This window comes from Actinoplanes xinjiangensis (assembly GCF_003148685.1).
GTDB lineage: Bacteria > Actinomycetota > Actinomycetes > Mycobacteriales > Micromonosporaceae > Actinoplanes > Actinoplanes xinjiangensis.
In genome coordinates, this window is record NZ_QGGR01000056.1 from 1 (window position 1) to 18,191 (window position 18,191).

Below are 18,191 nucleotides of genomic sequence, written 5' to 3' on the forward strand. Positions count from 1 at the left end.
AGATCAGTGAGCAGAGCCGTGACTGGATCTGCGTGATCGCCCGGTGTGACCCCCGATTCCTCGGCCGGCCGTTCTCCTGCTGGTCACTGTCCAAGTTGCGTGTTTACCTGATCGACAGCGGCCGGGTCGCCGCGATCAGCATCGAGACCGTCCGGCGGAACCTGCACGAACGCGGCGTCACTTGGCAGGCGTCGAAGACCTGCAAAGCCAGCAGCGACCCGCACTTCGCCTCGAAGATGCGCCGGATTCTCGATCTCTACGACTATCCACCGGCCGGCGGACGGGTCGTCTGCGTCGACGAGTTCGGGCCGCTGAACCTGCAACCGCGGCCGGGTAGAGCCTGGAAACCGCGAGGCCGGCCGGCTCGGCTACGGGCGACCTACCACCGTGACCACGGTGTCCGGCACATGATCGCCAGCCTTGACCTGACCACCGAGAAGATCCATTTCCGGATCCGGTAGCGGAAACGCTCGGGGCGAGTTCCTCGACTTCCTCAAGAGCCTGCGACGCCGCTGGCCAGGACAGACGCTACATCTGCGGCCGCCGCACACGGTGCGGTGTTGAGGCAGGTAGGGAGTGAATCGGGTGCCGGGTTCAGGGCGGCGGCCGCAGTGCCGACCGTTGCGGGCATGCAGGCACATGAGGACATCACGGCATCGATGACGGCCGGGCCTGCACTGGCCGGGTTGCTGCGTACGGCGGTGGGCAGCGCTGAGCAGCGCATCGATCGGGCGTTGACGGTGCTGGTGGAGCAGCTCGGTATGGAGGTCGCCTACGTCAGCGAGTTCCGTGACGGCCAGCGGGTGGTGACACACAGTGTGTCCGCTGCGGCCGAGCCGGCCCTGCCGATCGGTACGACACACCCGGTCGAGGAGACGTTGTGTCACCTGGTCGCCTATGGTGGCCTGCCGGTCCTGGTCGGTGACGCCGCCGCGGACCCGGTGATGGGTGGGCACCCGCACACTGTCGCGTTCGGTGTCGCTGCGCATGCCGGGGTGCCGTTGACTGTTGAGGGACGGGTGCGTGGTGCGTTGTGCTGTGCGGCCACGACCCCTGTCCGCACGCTGAACCCGCGGGACGAGGCGACCTTGAACGCCGTCGCCGGCTACCTCACCGATCTGCTCACCGACGACGTGCGGGCGCCGGGTGAACCGGGACTGCGGCAGTTGGCGGCCGCAGTCGCCGCCGGACAGGACCTGCAGACTCTGACCCGGCCGCTGCTGCAGCTGCTCCAGGAGATCACTGGACTGGATTCGACCTTTCTCACCCTGGTCGACACCAGCGCCGACGAACTGGTCATCGCCTACGCCCACAACGGCGGCGATCTGGTCATCGCGGAGGGCGATACGTCGAGCTGGCAGGAATCGCTGTGCCGCCGCGCACTGGAGGAGGGACGCATCGAGGTGACCGACGTGTCGGCAACGTGGCCCAGCGCTACCGTAGGCCGGCAGATGGGCATCACCTCCTTCGTCTGCGTGCCGGTACGCGACGCTCACGACGAGTTGCTGGGCACGCTGTGCGGGGTCAGCAGCAATCCGGCCCGGGTGGGTGAACAGAACCTGGCGATCATGGCGACGTTCGCGCAGTTGTTGAGCGCGCAACTGGCCCGTGAGACCGCCCACCATCTGCAAGCCGCGCGAGCTACGGTCATCGAGCACCGCATGAACAGTCTGCGTGAGGCCGCCGAACGTGATTCGCTGACCGGGTTGTGCAATCGTGCCGGCATCAACCGTTGGCTGCACAAGGCCCTCGACCAGATCGCCGTCGGCCGGCAGCGGCTCTCCGTGGCATTCATCGACCTGGACCGGTTCAAAACCGTCAACGACACCTACGGTCACGCCACCGGCGACGAGGTCCTGCGCGGGCTGGCGGCGTCCCTCGCGCGTACCGGCCGCACCGGTGACCTGCATGGACGTCTCGGCGGTGACGAGTTCATCGTTGCGGCGCTGCTCCCGGCGGATGCCTGCGTCGACGGCTGGACCGCCCGGGTCCGCGCTGCCGCCGTCGCAGCCGTCGACGATGTCCATGTCCGCGGCAGCGTCGGCGTCGTCACCCGCGAGCCCGGGACGCCCGCCACCTCCGTCGAGGATGTCCTGGACCAGGCAGACCAGGCAATGTACCGGGAGAAGCACGCCCAAGCACGGACGGCCTGACCCCACCACCTTTCAGTACGCCGGGCGTACCTGCTCGACGCGTTGGCCGCCGGGGCTCGGTTCGGCATCAAAGCGTCCGTGTGGCAGGACGTGCTGCGCCGGACCGTCAGCTCGCATTGAGGGTCTGGGTGCCGATGACGTTCAGCAGGGCCAGCGCTTCGGCGGAGGAGGAGCCTCGAGGGGCGCTGTAGAGGATGAGGTGCTGGTCGCGGTCGGTGAGGGCCAGGGAGTCGCAGTCGACGGTGACGGGTCCCACCAGCGGGTGTCGGAACGTCTTGGTCAGCATGGGCGGGGCCTGGACGTCGTGGCGTTCCCAGAGGCGGGTGAACTCTGCGCTGCCCGCCAGCAGGTCGTCGATCAGGCCGGTCACCGCCGGGTCGCACGGGTAGCGGGTGCGGGCGACACGAAGCTGCATGACCGCGTGCTGCTTGAACTCTCCAGCGTCGGAGATGCCATAAAGGGCCGTGTCGGCCCGGTCCGGGCCGAGGAAGGCCCGGCGGGCCAGGTTGCGGTCCTGCGGAGCCACCTCGGCGAAGTCCTCCATCAAGGCGGCCGCGAGGGCGTTCCACGCCAGGACCTCGAACGCCGCGGACATCACGAAACCAGCGGTCTGCGGAAGCCGCTCGAGCAGGGCCAGGATGCTGGGACGCACGTCGCGACGGTGCAGGCCGGTGCGGGTCGGAGCGGTGCCGGCCAGGCCGTGCAGGTGGTCGTTCTCCGCGTCGGTCAGGCGAAGGGCGCCGGCGATCCCGGCCAGTACCTCGCCGGAGGGACGCGGGGCGCGGGCCTGTTCGAGGCGGACGTAATACTCGGTGGAGATGTGGGCGAGAACGGCCACCTCCTCGCGGCGCAGGCCGGGGGTGCGGCGGCGAGGACCGGCGGGCAGGCCGACGTCTTCCGGGCGCAGGCGTTCGCGGCGGGTGCGCAGGAATGCCGCGAGCTGGTCCTTGTCCATGGCCTCCAGTCTGCCCGGCCACCGGTGGCGGATCCTGGTACTGGTTGTACCTGAATCCGGATCGGCGCAGGGCCGATGGTTGCCGACATGACAAACGACAGCGATTTCGCACCCCTCGGTCTGCTCACCGGCAAGGTCGTTCTCATCACCGGCGCCAGCCGCGGCATCGGGGCTGCCGCCGGCCGGCTCTTCGCCCGGGAAGGGGCCACGGTGGTGCTGGCCGCCCGCAACGCCGACGCACTCGACCAGCTCGTCGAAGAGATCCGCGCCGACGGCGGAGTCGCGGACGCCGCAGTGATGGACCTGGCTGACCGGGCGAGCGTGCGGACGGCGGTGGCCCGGGTGGAGGAGCTGCACGGACGGCTCGACGGGGCGTTCAACAACGGCGCGATCGGGCAGCGGCAGCCCGGTCCAGTCGACGCCATCAGTGACGAGGACCTCGACGAGCAGTACGCGATCAACTTCCGGGGACACTGGACCGCGATGACGGCCGAGGCGGCGCTGATGCGCAAACACGGCGGGGGCGCGATGGTGAACACCTCGAGCATCGGGAGCCGGCGGGCCAATCCGGCGCTTCCGGCGTACGGAGCCATGAAACGGGCCTTGAACAGCCTGACCGAGACCGCGGCAGTCAATTGGGCCCCGCATGGCATCCGCGTGAACGGCATCACCCCCGGCGGGACCGCGACCGAGATGATCGAGGAGTGGGAGGCGGCCACGCCCGGCATCAAGGACCAGATCAACGCCGGCTCGCCGATGGGACGCATGGCCGAGCCACGGGAGGTCGCCGAGGTTGCCGCGTGGCTGCTCAGCGACCGCGCCTCCATGGTGAACGGCGCCATCGTCCCGGTCGACGGCGGCGCAGGAGCGTAGCGCCGCGAAGTCTCTCGCCGCTCACGAGTAACGCATGGTGTGGTGGTAGGTGCCCTCGAAGTCGGGGACAGCCGAGAACGTCGCCATCCGGCCGCCGGCGGACTCACATGAGGGGACGCTGCCGGGATTGTAGACCGTGAAGGCCGCCGACTTCACGCAGAACTCAGACGTCTCCGTCTGGGGAAACGGCCAGGTACTCCCATTCGGAGACTGAAGGCGCATGAACTTTCCGGTGAAGTCGCGGAATTCACCGTTCGGTATCGCATACCAGCCTTCGCTGGTAAAAATAGCCACCTGCCCGGCGCCGCCGGCAATGGCAAGTTCGACAATGTCGTTCGTCTGGTTGTAGATCCTGACGGTCTTGTCATCCGCGCCGGCGGACGCCGGGACGGCCGGTCCGATGACGACACCGGAGGCCACGATTCCAGCCGCCACCAGCGCACCGACCTTCCCCATGTTCGCCTCGCTTCTCCATCGCATGATCTCGTGCAACCGGCTGCTGCTCTTGGTCGCCTTACTCGAGTTCGCCTTGGTCATACCCGATAGCGTCCGCCGCGGCGGCACGGTCTGCGGGCCGTTCGCCGGGATCGCACCCGGCGCTGTGCCCGCCGGCGTTGTCTCCGGCCGTGGTGACAAGTTGTCGGCCCGGCGGGTGATGTCTTTGGCCTCGGGGTCCGTATGCCCTCGACCTTCGTGGGCGACCAGCTAACGCCGTTGACGCCGGCTGCCCGGCAGATCCTCGCTCACGGATCACGCTATCGGATTGCCACGAGGCCGCGCATTCGGCTGATGGTTGCGAACACCGCGGTGGCCTTGGCAAGCTGGTGCGGTCGACACGAAGGAGCGAGGTGGAGCCGACTTCGATCAGCGCGATCGCCAGTTCGGTCTCGGCGACCATCGGCATGGCTTCAGCTGTCATCGCCGCCATCAGCGCCCGCAATTCGTGGCGCTCGGCGCAGGCCAGCCGCGACGCGCTGCAGGACACCCGCGTGCAGCGCACCATCGACAATGCGCGCACCGAGTTGCGGTTGCTCGTCGACGTGACCGATGCTGTCGATGAGCTGACCGCCGCACTCGGGCACGCTCAACGCGACCCGGCACGAGTGACCGCCGCCCGGTCCCGTTTGCGCCGTACCCTGATCGTTGCCGGATACCAGTCCGAACTCATGCGGGTGCTGCTGAGCGCTCAACTGCCCCCCACCGCGGTGGACATCACCACGCTCAGCGAGGAGCTTGTGCACAATTCAGCGAAGTGGCACGACGTTCTGCGACGCGCCGGCGAGGCGGAGGGGGGCATCAGTGCCGGTTGAGCAGACCGCGAGGATCGTCGCGCCGTCGCGTTCGTCGCTACGCCCGCTGACCCTGGCCCGGGTCCGTCGCCAGTCGATCCTGCAACGGGCGATGAGCCGTCGCGATTCCGACCGCCGTGTCGTAATGCTCACCGGCGAGGGTGGCATCGGCAAGAGCGTTCTGCTGGGCCAGTGGCTCGACGCGATCGACGCCGGACCGGCGGGTGGTGCGGCAGTCCTCGTCGCCTGCGGTGACGTGCAACTGAGCGATACCGGGCTGACGCGCGACAAAGTCGACGATGCCTTCGGAGCTGCCGTCGGCGGTCAATCCCTTCTGGAGATCCTCAATACCTCCCAGGCCAACCATCGGCGCGTCACGTTGCTGGTCGACACGCTCGACCTACTGGTCGGGCCGGGGACCATAGCCCCGATCGCTGCCTTGCTCGCCGCGGCGCTGGAGATTGGCGACGTGGTCGTCACCTGCCGACACGACGAGTACCGGGCGTACTTCCAGAACGAGGCACAAGCAACGCCCCAGCTGGCCGACCGGGTGACCGCAGTACCGTTGCCGCCGCTGTCGCCTGAGGAAGTCGTCGACTGGGCCCAGCAGTACGCCGATTCCCACCCGGCGGCCACAGGCGCCGACGACGTAGAAGCGGCAGCCTTCATGGCGTCGCTTCGCGAAGGACTATGGCGCGAAGGCGCCATCCGTGACATCTGCACCATCCCGTTGCGCCTACGGCTGACCTGCGAAGTCTTCGCCCGCGACGGTCACCTGCCGGAGGAGCTGACAGTCACCGGCCTGTACGACGCTTACTGGGAGAACCGGGTGGCTCTGCACGGCGGACGTCGATGCGCCGAGGGCGACGCCAAACAAGACGCCGCCCTGGCGGTCGCCGCCCGGCTGCTGGGCGCCGACGGTCATCTAGCGCTGACCGTGCCCAACCGGCGTCTGGACGCTGCTCTGCGTCCCGGACTGCGATGGCTGGCCAGCGAGGGCGTGCTCATCGAGACGAAAACCGGATGGCAGTTCTTCCACCAGTCATTCGCCGAGTACGCGGTGGCACGGTGGATGCTCGAGGAAGGTATCGACGCTGAGCCGATCGCCGGGCTCTCGAGGCAGCTGACCGCCGGATTGACCCGGTTGTGGACCATCGCCGGTTCTGTACTCGCCCAGGTGGGCCCCGACGATGCAGACAGCTTCACCACGTTGGCGGCGTTGTTGCCGCCGACCGGTCCGGTCGCGGTGCAGGCGCACACCGTCGCCGCACTGCACCAGCGCAATCCTGCGGTTCTGACGAGCCTGGTCACGACCGTTCGGGCAAGGCCGGAGCTGTGGCCGGCGATGCTTCCCGATCTGGGTAAGGCGCCGCGCGACGCCGAGGCAGTGCCGGCGGTGGTTGCCGGGGCGCTCGACCAGGACGCGCGGGCCTTGGCCGGTCCGGTTGCGACCGCCTTCACCTCCTTGGCCGGCCGGGCCCGGCCCGAACATGCCGCGGCAGTGGTAAGCACCGCGTTAGAGGCGTTCAAGGGCGTCCGGAAGCGCCGCGAGCTGGATGCCAAGGTGGTCGACCAGCACGTGGGTCGTGTACTGCAGACCCAGCAACGGCCGGTGACCATGAACGTGCTGGACAACCTGCTCGACGACCTCCCGGGCTACGTGACCGCCTTCGGCCCCCAGTTCCGGCAGGCCGTCGTGCGGGTCTTCCTGTCCAATGCCGAGGCGCTCGACGAGCAGCGAATCCTGACGTTCGGTCGTGCCATGCTGACGGTCGATGCACCACCGCTGGATGACATGGAGCCGGTCGCTCTGATGAGGCTGCTCTGGCGGTGCGAACCGCTTCGCGCCGAACGTGGCTGGTCCTGTTGGCGAACACTGATTGGCAGCGAACTCCCAGCCGGACTGTGGCACAACGCGGTGGTCCGCTTCGCTGCCGCCCTCGCCGGTGACGACTTCGCCGTCCGGGCGGAAATTGTCGACGACATGGTTCAAGGCCGAGGCGCCGGCACCGCCCACGTCAACGCCTTCGAGCATGTCGCGGCGGCCTACCCCGCATGGGTGGCCGAGCGGCTGAGAGCCGGTACGGTTCCCGCTGACCGCATAGGGATCGGCGCGGTCACCAGTAGCTCCGCCGCGTTCGCCGCCGGCTTGCCGGCCGGTGACGCCGCCGCGATGGCTGACTGGCTGATCCCCGCCCTGAACGACCAGCCTCGCCTCGTCTGGCCGGCAAGGATCACCCTGTCAGGCGGATCGGTGCCACGGCAAACGCAACTGTTCGATGAGCTGGCACACTCGAATCCACCGAATGAGGTCCTCGGCAGCGCCGTCGACGCCTGGCTGTTCCGCACCACCGTGCCGGTGATCGACGAACTGACACCTCAGCTGCGCGCCGTGTTGGCAAGCTCGGACGCCGATGTGCTGCAAACTCGCGCTCGGCTTGAGGGCCGTCTAGCACCGTACGATCCGGCCGCTCGTGCCTGGATCCGTGACCACGTGCTCGACAGGCCCAGCACACGCATCGCCAGCACCGCTGTCAAGACCGTCTCGGATGTACTGTGTGCCACCGACGGTCCGATGAACGCGGCAACCGCAGGCTGGCTGGCCGAGCTCGTCACCACTCCACACCACGACGCCTGCCGCGGCATCGTCGTCCTGCTCACCGACGACCAACGGACCGATGCGCCGGCCTTCGCCGCACTGCTCGCCACCCTCGTCCCGAAGCTGGTCAACCGGTTCGAGACGTCAGTTCGCGACGGCGCCAACGCGCAGCTAAGCCAGGCCCTACTCAACTGTCTGATCCGCGCCGACCGCGCCGATCCACTACCGGCCGATACTGTCCGGTCGCTGTTCGACGCAGCGTGGACCAGCATCCCGACCAGCACCGCCCCGTCGGCCATCGTCAAGGTGGTGACCAACCTCTGTGGGACGCTGCTGGCAAAGAGGCTGCCAACCAACGAGGTCCGTGAATTGGTCGGAGCCAGCCTCGCGGGCTTCGACCCCGTCGCCATCGCCAACAAGACAGTCCGTGCCATCGCGAGTCTGCTCGGTGGTGTCGCGCGACGCGACCCGGCCGGCCCTGCGTGGTTGGAAGAGCTCTTCTGGCGCCACGACACCACCCTGAGCACGCGGCTGGCGATCGCCGAAGCACTACTGAGTATGGATGACCACCGCGCCACGAGCCGCGCTCAACACCTAACCCAGCAGCCCGGCTGCCCCGACGAGGTAATCGCCTACGTACTGCCCCGCTTGCGCGGCTGAACGCCCAGTCCGGGGGCGACGTCACTTCAGGGGCTCTGGCAGGGAACGCAGGTGATACGGCATATCGGTACCTCACCGGGCGGCGAGCAGAACGTTGGGCTCGACGAGGGGCAGCGAAGGGCAATCGGCTAGCCCAAAGGTGTTTCTGCAAGGTCCAGCAGGTACCCGATTCCGTTGGCGCCCCAGCGTCCGGTGGCCGGTACGTCGCTGTGCCTACCGTCTCGTTCCAGCAGGGTCATGCGCCGCACCGACCAGGGGCGGATCGCGCGTTGCAGCAGCGTCGTCTCCGGCACGGATCCGGACGTGACGTAGTCCTCCGCGATACTCAGCCGTCCCTTGACGCGTACCGCCGAGCCGAGGGCCGGAATGCCTGTCTGCGACGCCGGGTCCCGGTGCACCTTGGAGACGGCCGCCTCCAGATCGTTTGACCCGGGCGCCTGGTCGACGTAAAGCAGCAGGCCCGCAGCGTCCAGGGTCCAGCCGGTCGACCAAACGTGCTCGGTAGGCACGGCAACCCCTACCAGTTCGTGCACGCTGCGGGAGTCGGCATGACGGTAGGTGCCCGGGTGGACCGCGGCCCACCCGGGAAGGTCACGGTCAGATGCGGCTGTCCAGTAGTGGCAATAGAGCTCCAACGCCATGCTGACAGTGCCTCCGACCTCAGCGCTGAACTCGTCGCCCTCGACAACGGTGGACGGAAGGAAGACGTCCCGCAAGATCAATGCCACGTGGACATGATGTACTGCCCGTCCTCACCCGCACGCCGCGCCCTTGGCCCGGAGCAACCCTGCGTGACAGAGGAGCAATTGGAACTGGAACGTTCCACTTCGAGAAGTGGAACGTTCCGGCGCGTATGCGGGTGCGCCTATTCGGCGTCGGGTGTCGTCTGCGGGCTGCAGCTCGCGGCCTGACCGTGGGTTTAGCCTCGGACGGTGACCTTCCTGCCGGAGGCCTTGACGGTGTAGTCGACGGTCTTAGCGGTCCACGGGTTGGTGGCGGACACCCGTACCCCGCCGCGCACATCGGCGACCTTGACCATCTTCACCCTGGCACCGGCGTTGAACGTGGTCGCTTGTCGGCGGACGTGCTTGCGTACCGAGCTGACTGTCACGGTGCGGCCCTTTGCCGCCTGGCGGGCATCCGCAGCGCCGTCGTTGGCGACGGCTGCCACGGACCGGGACATGTCGAGGTACGCCCTACCCCGGTCGAACGTCACCGAGTCCATGGTGATCGCCGGTGACGGAAGAGAGACCCGCTGCGGTTCGTATGCATAGGTCACCTTGACGGTGAAGTCTGTGAGACTGATCTGTACCTGGCTCAGGATGCCGGTATCGGCGACCTGCACGGTGAGGCGCTCGCCGCCGTTGTTGAACGCGTAGTCGGTCCAGCCGTTGTCGTGGGTGGTCTTGGTGCCTGCCGGGATGTCCTCGGTGAGCATGGCCGCCGGTGTAGGAGCGTCCTCGAGATAGGTGGTGAGGTTCAGTGACGGTTGGGCGGTGAACACGTACCGGACCGCTGGACGGCCCATCATCTTCACCACGGACCGTGAGGTGGCGTCGAGGATCGAGTAGTAGGTGCCCTTGCCGGCCACGGAAACGCGCGTGTCGACGGGGCCCTTGCCGTAGCGGGACTCTTCGAGTGCTCGACCGTGCGCGGGGTCAACGACGTACGAGGTGGAAATAGCGATGTCGCCGGTGCCGGACAGGGTGGCCTTCCATCCGTTCTCGGCTGCGGCAGTCGACGTGCCCGCGACCTTCTTCAGCTCGGCGGCCATCTGCTGCTGCGTCAGGCTGATGGTCGTGTCCGCGGCGTATGCGGCACCCGGTGCGGCCAACAGGCCGGCTGCCAACGACACCGTGCTCAGCAACAGGGCGGGCCGAGACGCAAGCGACATGAATCATCCTCGAAAGCAGATGGGGTCAAACTAGGGGGAGTGTGAAGATATCGGCGCTGCGTAGCCATCGGATCGGCCCAACGGTCGGACGTAGGTCCCTGACACATCCAGTTCGGCCTAGCGGTAGAGAGTCGGCCACCTCCGAACGGTGGATGATCGCTCTTGCACTCCATGCGCGCGGACCGCTGGAGCAGGCGCGGCGCTGGCTTCCAGGTTGCGCAACTGGCTGGAGTCTTCTGTTCCGGAAAGCCGTTCGGCAGCCCGCTGTTCCGGAACGGGGCTGCTGAGGCGATTTCTGGACGAATATTTGCATCGCATCCAGCCATGATCACCAACTTGGTCGTGCGGCTACACGGCAAGGGCGACGAGATCCGGACCGTGCCGGTCCCGCATGACGCCCGTAAGGCACTGCGGACCTGGCTCGACGAACGCGGCCGCGAACCCGGGCCGCTGTGGATCGGCCAGCGCGGCTGGCTCACCGTCTCCAGCATCACCCGGGCCGTCCTCGCCGTCGGCGCCGACCCCGCCCAGATCCAGGCCCTGCTCGGGCACGCCTCCATCGAGACGTCCGCCCGGTACTTCCGTGCCGGTGCCGACGAACAGGCCGCCATCGTCGAGACCGTCTTCGACACCTGAGCGCAGGCCCACCCAGCCGGCGTGGCACCCGCGGCGATGGCGTCGTGATCCCCACGCCCCGCGACGCCAGCACGGGCGGCGGTCTCGCGGAGCATCCGCCACCAGGCCTTCTCCCGCAGCGGAGGCTTTCAGGTGTGGAACCGCCAGCGCACCGATCACCACGACACGACGCTCGGGTCTTCAGGCGGGCGTAGTCGACAGCGCCATCCTCAAGGGAAACCAATGGCGCCGCCTCGCCCTCGCGCATCCCACGCCGCTGTGAGCGTGGCCGAGATGCGAAACACGAAGCGGCCGACGCCTACCGCGCCGGCCGCCACGAAGTGCTGTGTCGAGGGTTAGACGCCGGGCCGCTCGACATCACCGCGCCATGCACCTGTAGCGGTGCCACGGCTTTCGATGAACTCCTTGAACCGCTTGGCATCAGCCTTGACCTGGTGGCTGTCGACACCCACGGCACTGCCGACCTTCTCCACAACGCCTTCGGGCTCCCAGTCGAGCTGGACCGTCACCCGAGTTTCGGCGTCAGAGAGGCGGTGGAAGGTGACAACGCCGGCATGCTTGGTGTCGCCGCCGACGCTCTTCCAGGCAACCCGCTCGTCGGGGTGCTGCTCGGTGATCTCCGCATCGAACTCACGGGTCTGGCCGGCCACCTTGGTCACCCAGTGCGTACGCCGATCACCGATCTGGACGATCGACTCGACACCGTCCATGAACTTCGGGAAGTCCTCGAACTGGGTCCACTGGTTGTAGGCCGTGCGGATTGGCACGTTCACGTCCACGGACTCGGTAACGGTACTCACGATCTTCTCCTCCACTCAAGGTGTTCAAGCACTACCCGTCGCGGAGAAGGCGAAACGAGCGACCGCCGCTGTGCGGAGGAGTTGGTACTGCGGCACTCAGCAGGCGGAGCGTATCGATGATCGGTTCGTTGAGTGCTGCGTGACGACGATCGAGGTTGATCAGTGGTCGGGCGAGTGGGACCGGTTTACCTGGGCCCGCGTCGTCAGCGACCCACGGCCCGGACCGTGCGCTGCCGGGCCTGATCCAAACATCCGTCGAAACCCATCACTGTCCGCCGGGCGCTTACTGGTTGAGCAGGTCGCCCCAGCCGGCCTGAATCATGGCGGTGAAACGCCACTCGCCGGCGACCTTGGCCATCACGTCGGCGTAACGCATGTGCAGGGTCTGCCCGTCGGTGGTCACCGTCGAGTCCGTGACTACCACGGCCAGGTCGGCGTTGAGGAACGCCGGATGACGCAGGTTGGAGATTGCCGCGGACGTGGCGGCCATGCTCATGCTCTGGACGAACGTGTCTCGGTCCCACTGCTGGGTGACGCACTCCCCACGGGAGTCGTTCGTCGTCACCGTCAGCGGGAAACGGCCCATGTCGGCCATCGCCGCGGTGTCGAGGTCGCGCGCGTACGCGTCATACCGGTCGAACCAGTCCAACAGCTCGCGGGTTTGCTCCGCGGTGGCCTGGAACGGGACGGTGGTGAGTGGATTCTGGTCGGTCAAGGCGATCCCTCCGTGGACTGACGAGAAACTCCGTACAGTATACAGAGTTTGTTGCTGCCGGTGTACCGCGCAGGTCAGGTGAACCCCTCGCTGCGACGGCTCGGAGCGGATCTGCCCCAACTCAACCCCGCACGTGTCCACGCCGTCGAACAGGCGGCACATCCCCGACGAGGTCCGGCGGATGCCCCAGGGGCGGTTGAGTCTCGACTTCTGGCCATGGAAGCACAACCGGTGAATGACCACAGTCGGACATCATGCAGTGAGCTATTGCTGCCCGCCTATAATTGCGGGTCGTATTGAACCAGCACGATTCCGGGATTGGTGCGTTCCGCCTCCTTGAGCACGGAAATCCGGGCAGGACTCAGCTGCTTCACCGGAACGACCGAGCAGAGTTGGATCCGTCCTGGGCTGAGGCTGGCGCCACTCCGGTAGGCAACCACCGTAGGCCCCAGCGCCAGTGCGCACGGATGCGGACCAGCCAGTTCGGCGACGTCGAGCTGGCCGAGCAGATCAGGCCCCAGCCGAGCGAGCCACGGATACACCGCGAGCAGATCCTCAAGATTGGCCACCTGGCTACCGTACGGCGAATCTTACGATCTCCGTATTCCCGAAACTTCACACGTCTCGATATTGTCAAAACGGCGTGTGATTCAGGTACTTTGTCGTCTTGTATTTCATTACATGTCCTTCAGGTGGTTCTGAGCGCAAGTAGCGGTCCCGGCTGGGCGTGAGTTTGGACCCACCCCTGTCGTGGATGCTTCGCCTTATCGTCATGGGCCGTGCAGCAGTCGGCAGCGAGCGAGCCTTCGAACGTGCCACGATCACCAGATGGAGGAGGCGGCGTACCGCCCTCACGCTCTTCGCGTGATGGCCGAGTACATGAGCGACGACCCCGTCTGGGACTCGGACCTTGACCACATGGGTCCGGTCGTTCTCCAGGACCTCGGTGTCAGTACGCAGCTTGTCCAACGGTTGCAGGCATGGAACGAGCGCTTCAATGGCCTCGCGCTGACGGACTTCGAGTTCACCAGCGTCGATGAGGAGCGAAGCTGGCGGCGGGAAGGGCTGACGCTCGCTTACGAGTTGCAGAATGAGCTGCCGGACATCGAGATCAGCTATGCCGAGGACACGGACCCGAGACCCGTCCGCGATCGTCGCGGACCCTGATCGCATCAGCTCCCGTGGACGCGCCAGTCTGCACTCCGTCCGGCTCCGCCACGAGCGTACGACTTGAGTCGTCCATTGAGGTCGGGTCCGATGCCGTGGCGACGCAGCCGCAGTGGGGCGGCTGTGCTGGAACTTTCCAACGCGTATTGCCGCCACCATGCCTGGCCCTTCTGCCAGGGCCAGGCGGTGGGAGGCTCCGGGGGAGTGGTCCAGTCGCCCGTAAATCTCGGCCCGGCCGAGATCGACGCCGTGTCGGCACTCACTCGTTTCTCAGGCGCGCCCGGCGAAGTGAATGCCGAGATCGGTACGTCCTGGCAGTAGATCCTCGCGCAGGGCCCGGGTTCCCCGGTAGTCGCCATCGCGCAGGCGCCGGAACGGCCGGGTGGGTTCGGTGTCGACGGTGCGCAGCCGCTCTTGCAAGCGCGTGGTCTCGCGTTCGACAGCGGCGGCGTCCAGGCTGTCGGCGTCGTGGACGACGTGCAGGTCGAGTACGTCGATGCCGACGTACCAGAGCACGCCGTGGGTGACGGGAAACAGCAGGGATTCGATGTCGCCGCTGATGCCGCGCGGGCCGATCGATGCGGCGTCCTCGCCGGCGGTCACCACGATCAGCGCCCGGCGTCCGGCGAGGCCGCCGTCGCCGTAGCGGCGCGGCAGCCCATCGTCGTCGAGGTCGCCGTAGGCGAATCCGCTGGTGAGCACCCGGTCGAACCAGCCTTTGAGAATCGCGGGCGGCCCGTACCACCACAGCGGGAACTGGATGACCAGCAACTCGGCCGCGGCCAGTTTCGCCTGCTCGTCACGCACGTCGGCGGGCAGTTCGCCGCGGGTGTACGCCTCGCCGGCCAGTTCGGCGATGTTGCCCGGTTTGGCGGCCAGCTCACCGAGGTCACGGTCGCTGAGAACCGGGTCGAAGCCCTGTGCGTACAGATCGGAGGTCTGCACCCGGTAGCGAGCGGTCAGCGCCTCGGTGCCCGCCTGAAGGAGGTGAGCGTTGAAGGATTCCCGGCGGGGATGCGCGTACACCCAGAGGGCGTTGCCTGTCTCGGGGGTGTGGGTGATCGTCATGGGGTCTCCTCGCTAGTGGGGTGCCGGTTCTCGGTGGCGACCGCCGTGACGACGCGGGCAAGCGCGTCGCGGGCGCGTTCGGGGCTGATCCGCTCGTCGAGGGCGCTGCGGGCGAGGGCGTCGCCGGCGCCGACGATGGCCTGCAGCCCTGCGGTGTCGATGGGGCCGGCCAGCGGCGTGAGCGCCGCGCGACACATGTCGAGGTAGGCAGTTTCGGCTTCTTGGCGTAGCCGGGTGAGGGTGGCCGAGCCGGTCAGTGCGGCGACGACGTCGGCCAGCTCCCGGCCTTCGGCGAGGCAGCAGTCGATGTACGCCCCCGCGACCAGGTCCGCCACGGTCGGCAGGTCGGGCTCGGTCTCGCCGAGCGCGGTGCGCAGCGTCTCGCGCTGGCGGGCCTCGAACTCGCGGTACAGCTCGGTGAGGACGCCGTCCCGGTCGCCGAAGTGGTCGTAGACCAGGGGTTTGGTCACTCCGGCGCGGTCGGCGAGCCGGGCGAGGGTGAACTCGCCGGTGCCGGCATCGCGGATGAGCTCGCGGGCGACCTGCAGCAGTTGGGTGTGCCGCTGCTGCTTGGACATCCTGCGGCGTGGGCTCACCGCGGACGGCTCACTCATCCGGCCTCCGTCAACTGAAGATCATCAGAACTTACTTTTAGTAAGTTACCACAAGTAGCTTAGCCCGGGTGTGGCTCTTCGCGCCCGTGGGCAGACGCCGGCAGCGGGCTGCTCGACCGGCCCCCATACGGCTCAGCCGAGGGTCGTCCGGCGTGGCGCCAGCCCGCCGGGCCCGCGGCGCGACTGCACCCAGGTGTGGCGAGGGCTCGGCGTTTGGCGGGTCCACCGCGGGTGAGGCGGTTGAGTATCCCGGCGATGGCGGCCCAGCGGATCACGTGCTCGGCCACCGCCGGGTCGCGGGCGGGCCGGCGGCGTGCGGTCAGCCAGGATCCGTTCGATGGTGCCCCGCTCGTTGAACTGCTCGAAGTGCCAGGCAGCCCGGACGATCACCGGGTCCGGGCGCTGTTCCACCCGTACATCCCCGGATCTGTACATGACGACTGCACGCATGGTGGTGTGCTCCGTAACGGGGTCGAGACCGGGGCCTACGCCATCCCGTCGGCGTGTCCACCGAAGGACGAAGAAGTCCTTGGTGATGGGTGTACCGACAGGGAATCCCTGATCACTGTCATGCGGCATAGGCTCGACGCATCGACAGCCGGTCGGAAGTACGCGACTTCCCGACCAGGCGCCGGGTTCGGCTCACGCCCCAGCGATTCGGCTGAGGCACCACCTCGCGGGTCGCTCCCGCACCGGAGCCGAACCGGACAAGCTCGTGCGGAGCGCGCGGCACGTTCCCGCCGCATCGGCCACCAGCCGGGCCGTACAACGAAGTCTCCACCAACTCAGTGCGGGCTGTGCCCTGCCCGCTGATCGAAATGCGAGGTCGACTGTCATGGAACGTCGCAAAGCGCTCGGACTGATCGCGGCCACCGGCGCCGCCGCCGCCCTCCCCGCTGTGCCAGCTCTCGGCGCGGACAAGGGCCACAGCGTGGGCATCACCGGACGCGCACCTGCCAAGGGTGGCTACACCTTCGCGCTGGACAGCAACGTCAAGCGGACGTCGGTGCGGTTCAAGAATCGCTACGGTCTCACGGTCGCCGGTGACCTCTACGTGCCGAAGAACGCCCGCGGCAAGCTGCCTGCCCTGGTTCTCAGCGGCCCGTTCGGCGCTGTCAAGGAACAGTCCTCCGGGCTGTACGCCAACGAGTTCGCCCGCCGCGGCTACGTCACCCTCGCCTTCGACCCGTCCTTCACCGGCGAGAGCGGCGGCACGCCCCGTGATGTGGCTTCACCCGACATCTACACCGAGGACTTCAGCGCCGCCGTCGACTTCCTCGGCCTCCAGAAGATCGTCGACCGCGAACGGATCGGCGCACAAGCCGTCTGCGGCCTCAGCGGCATGGCACTCACCGCCGCGGCCGCCGACAGCCGGATCAAGGCCGTCGCCACCGCCTCGATGTACGACATGTCGCGCAGCATGTCCCGTGGCCACCAGGACTTCTACACCCGCGAGCAGCGACAGAAGGTGGTGGACCATCTCAGCCGCCAGCGCTGGATCGACGCCGAGAACGGAACCTACGCCCGGCTCTCCCACGAGGTCCCGTTCGACGACGACGGCAACGTCGCCCCCACCAACAGGATCCTGCCCAAAACCCTCCCGGCCGACGCGGACCCGGTCACGGCTGCGTTCTTCGACTACTACCGCACCGGACGCGGCTACCACCCGCGCTCGATCAACTCCAACACCGCCTGGACCGCGACCACCCCGATGTCGTTCTTCGGCTTCCCGCTGATGGCCAACATCGACCTGTTGGCACCCCGCAAAGCGCTGCTCGTGGCCGGCGCCGACGCCCACTCCCTCTACTACTCCGAGGACGTCGTGGCGCAGGCGCCCGGCACCGTCGACCTGCTGATCGTGCCTGGCGCCGACCACGTCGACCTGTACGACCGCAAGGACCTCATCCCCTTCGACAAGCTCGACGAGTTCTTCACCAAGAACCTCGCCTGACGGGAAGGGCCCCGGACCGGCCGGTACCGCCACCGACCTGTCCGGGGTTCCCTGCCGGTGGAGAAGGTCTCTGCCTGGGACCGGGAGTCCGGCCGGACGTCGTTCCCCGCGCTGCACGCCCGAGTCAGCGGCGGCCGCCGTCTGCCGGCGGTCACCGCCTCGCAGCCGGCCATCCTTGTGGTGTTCGACGTTGTGGAGTCGTCCGGCACGCTCACAACCGGGGACGCCCCCTGACCGAGCGCCGCACCATGCTGGAGAAGATGCCCGCCACGGGACCGGCGGCATTGCCGGTGTGCCCTCAGGCCGACAGCGTTGCCCAGGCGCGGCAGTGGTTCGATGGCTTGGCGTGTACGGGCCGCGGGGGCATCGTGGTCAAGGACCGCGCCGGGCCGGGCGACCAGGCTGGTGGAGGTGGAAACCTGTCAGGACTACGTCGTCGCTGGCCCTGCTTTCATAGGTGTTGCGCCTGTTGGGGTCGCCCAAGGTCGAGTACATCGGCATGCGACAGCTGTCGGGCACTGACACTGTCTGGTTGGTCGTAGCGGATGCCGACCTACGAGCAGCAGTGCGTAGCCGCGAGTACAAATCCGCAACCGCGGGCACGCTGAGTGTCGGCGAGCCGCGTTCAGCACGCTTCTTCGTTGACATCTCCCCGCCCTGAAGGGGCGGGGATTCCACTGGGTCGCCCCAGAGTCGTTCCTGGTTCATCGCCGATCGCCCGTCCGGGAGGTGGTTCCCCGTTGAGGTCTTGCATCAGCTCCACAGGCCGTCACCGCCAGCCCGGCGGCCAGAATGTTGCGGGCCGCGTTCACGTCCC

At 67.6% G+C, this 18,191-nt stretch carries 18 protein-coding genes; 9 read left to right on the forward strand and 9 right to left on the reverse strand.

The genetic code is table 11. The features are described from left to right. Positions 1–461: transposase (locus BC793_RS47685; protein WP_487246611.1), on the forward strand; the 461-nt coding region annotated here is incomplete at its 5' end. Positions 462–629: 168 nt separating this feature from the next. Continuing rightward, positions 630–2,153, forward strand: coding sequence for a sensor domain-containing diguanylate cyclase (locus tag BC793_RS47690; protein ID WP_109603277.1), 1,524 nt, complete (start codon positions 630–632; stop codon positions 2,151–2,153). Between the two features lie 106 nt (positions 2,154–2,259). On the opposite strand, the gene BC793_RS47695 is transcribed toward BC793_RS47690, so the two are convergent. After that, positions 2,260–3,108, reverse strand: coding sequence for a helix-turn-helix transcriptional regulator (locus BC793_RS47695; RefSeq protein WP_109603278.1), 849 nt, complete (start codon positions 3,106–3,108; stop codon positions 2,260–2,262). Between the two features lie 87 nt (positions 3,109–3,195). Here BC793_RS47695 and BC793_RS47700 point away from each other — a divergent pair, with 87 nt between their 5' ends. Continuing rightward, positions 3,196–3,981, forward strand: a complete 786-nt coding sequence (locus BC793_RS47700) for an SDR family NAD(P)-dependent oxidoreductase (protein WP_109603279.1) — start codon at positions 3,196–3,198, stop codon at positions 3,979–3,981. A gap of 21 nt (positions 3,982–4,002) precedes the next feature. Here BC793_RS47700 and BC793_RS47705 read toward each other — a convergent pair whose 3' ends face one another. Beyond that, positions 4,003–4,518 (reverse strand): DUF1036 domain-containing protein, encoded by a 516-nt coding sequence (locus BC793_RS47705; RefSeq protein ID WP_109603280.1) that lies wholly within the window; start codon positions 4,516–4,518, stop codon positions 4,003–4,005. Positions 4,519–4,829: 311 nt separating this feature from the next. Here BC793_RS47705 and BC793_RS47710 point away from each other — a divergent pair, with 311 nt between their 5' ends. Both BC793_RS47710 and BC793_RS47715 read left to right on the forward strand, forming a co-directional pair. Continuing rightward, entirely contained in the window at positions 4,830–5,291 is a 462-nt protein-coding gene (locus BC793_RS47710) for a hypothetical protein (protein WP_109603281.1), read from the forward strand. Then, complete coding sequence (locus tag BC793_RS47715) at positions 5,281–8,529, forward strand: NACHT domain-containing protein (RefSeq protein WP_146246797.1); 3,249 nt, start codon at positions 5,281–5,283, stop codon at positions 8,527–8,529. The genes BC793_RS47710 and BC793_RS47715 overlap by 11 nt, the downstream gene beginning before the upstream one ends. Positions 8,530–8,657: 128 nt before the next feature. Here the strand turns inward: BC793_RS47715 and BC793_RS47720 are convergent, their stop codons facing one another. Then, positions 8,658–9,257 carry a hypothetical protein gene (locus BC793_RS47720; RefSeq protein WP_146246798.1) on the reverse strand — a complete coding sequence of 200 codons (600 nt, stop codon included), beginning with the start codon at positions 9,255–9,257 and terminating at the stop codon, positions 8,658–8,660. Positions 9,258–9,448: 191 nt separating this feature from the next. After that, complete coding sequence (locus tag BC793_RS47725; RefSeq protein ID WP_146246799.1) at positions 9,449–10,423, reverse strand: hypothetical protein; 975 nt, start codon at positions 10,421–10,423, stop codon at positions 9,449–9,451. A 324-nt stretch (positions 10,424–10,747) separates the two neighbouring features. Here BC793_RS47725 and BC793_RS47730 point away from each other — a divergent pair, with 324 nt between their 5' ends. After that, positions 10,748–11,059: a site-specific integrase gene (locus tag BC793_RS47730; protein WP_109603285.1), complete on the forward strand. Its 312-nt coding sequence runs from the start codon at positions 10,748–10,750 to the stop codon at positions 11,057–11,059. A gap of 335 nt (positions 11,060–11,394) precedes the next feature. On the opposite strand, the gene BC793_RS47735 is transcribed toward BC793_RS47730, so the two are convergent. The 3 genes from BC793_RS47735 to BC793_RS49335 form a co-directional block, all read right to left on the reverse strand. After that, positions 11,395–11,859, reverse strand: coding sequence for an SRPBCC family protein (locus BC793_RS47735; RefSeq protein ID WP_203896671.1), 465 nt, complete (start codon positions 11,857–11,859; stop codon positions 11,395–11,397). A 283-nt stretch (positions 11,860–12,142) separates the two neighbouring features. Continuing rightward, entirely contained in the window at positions 12,143–12,574 is a 432-nt protein-coding gene (locus tag BC793_RS47740) for a hypothetical protein (RefSeq protein ID WP_109603286.1), read from the reverse strand. Positions 12,575–12,852: 278 nt separating this feature from the next. Continuing rightward, positions 12,853–13,143, reverse strand: a complete 291-nt coding sequence (locus BC793_RS49335; RefSeq protein WP_146246800.1) for a hypothetical protein — start codon at positions 13,141–13,143, stop codon at positions 12,853–12,855. Between the two features lie 259 nt (positions 13,144–13,402). Between BC793_RS49335 and BC793_RS47745 the strand changes: the two genes are divergently transcribed. Further along, positions 13,403–13,741 (forward strand): hypothetical protein, encoded by a 339-nt coding sequence (locus tag BC793_RS47745; RefSeq protein WP_109603287.1) that lies wholly within the window; start codon positions 13,403–13,405, stop codon positions 13,739–13,741. A 270-nt stretch (positions 13,742–14,011) separates the two neighbouring features. Here BC793_RS47745 and BC793_RS47750 read toward each other — a convergent pair whose 3' ends face one another. After that, complete coding sequence (locus BC793_RS47750; RefSeq protein ID WP_109603288.1) at positions 14,012–14,809, reverse strand: NAD(P)H-dependent oxidoreductase; 798 nt, start codon at positions 14,807–14,809, stop codon at positions 14,012–14,014. Next, positions 14,806–15,423 carry a TetR/AcrR family transcriptional regulator gene (locus tag BC793_RS47755; RefSeq protein WP_203896672.1) on the reverse strand — a complete coding sequence of 206 codons (618 nt, stop codon included), beginning with the start codon at positions 15,421–15,423 and terminating at the stop codon, positions 14,806–14,808. Before BC793_RS47755 ends, BC793_RS47750 begins: the two co-directional genes overlap by 4 nt. An 835-nt stretch (positions 15,424–16,258) precedes the next feature. Between BC793_RS47755 and BC793_RS47760 the strand changes: the two genes are divergently transcribed. Then, positions 16,259–17,374 carry an alpha/beta hydrolase gene (locus tag BC793_RS47760; protein WP_109603290.1) on the forward strand — a complete coding sequence of 372 codons (1,116 nt, stop codon included), beginning with the start codon at positions 16,259–16,261 and terminating at the stop codon, positions 17,372–17,374. Positions 17,375–17,431: 57 nt separating this feature from the next. After that, entirely contained in the window at positions 17,432–17,608 is a 177-nt protein-coding gene (locus BC793_RS50075; RefSeq protein ID WP_158319593.1) for a hypothetical protein, read from the forward strand. Positions 17,609–18,191: the final 583 nt, after the last annotated feature.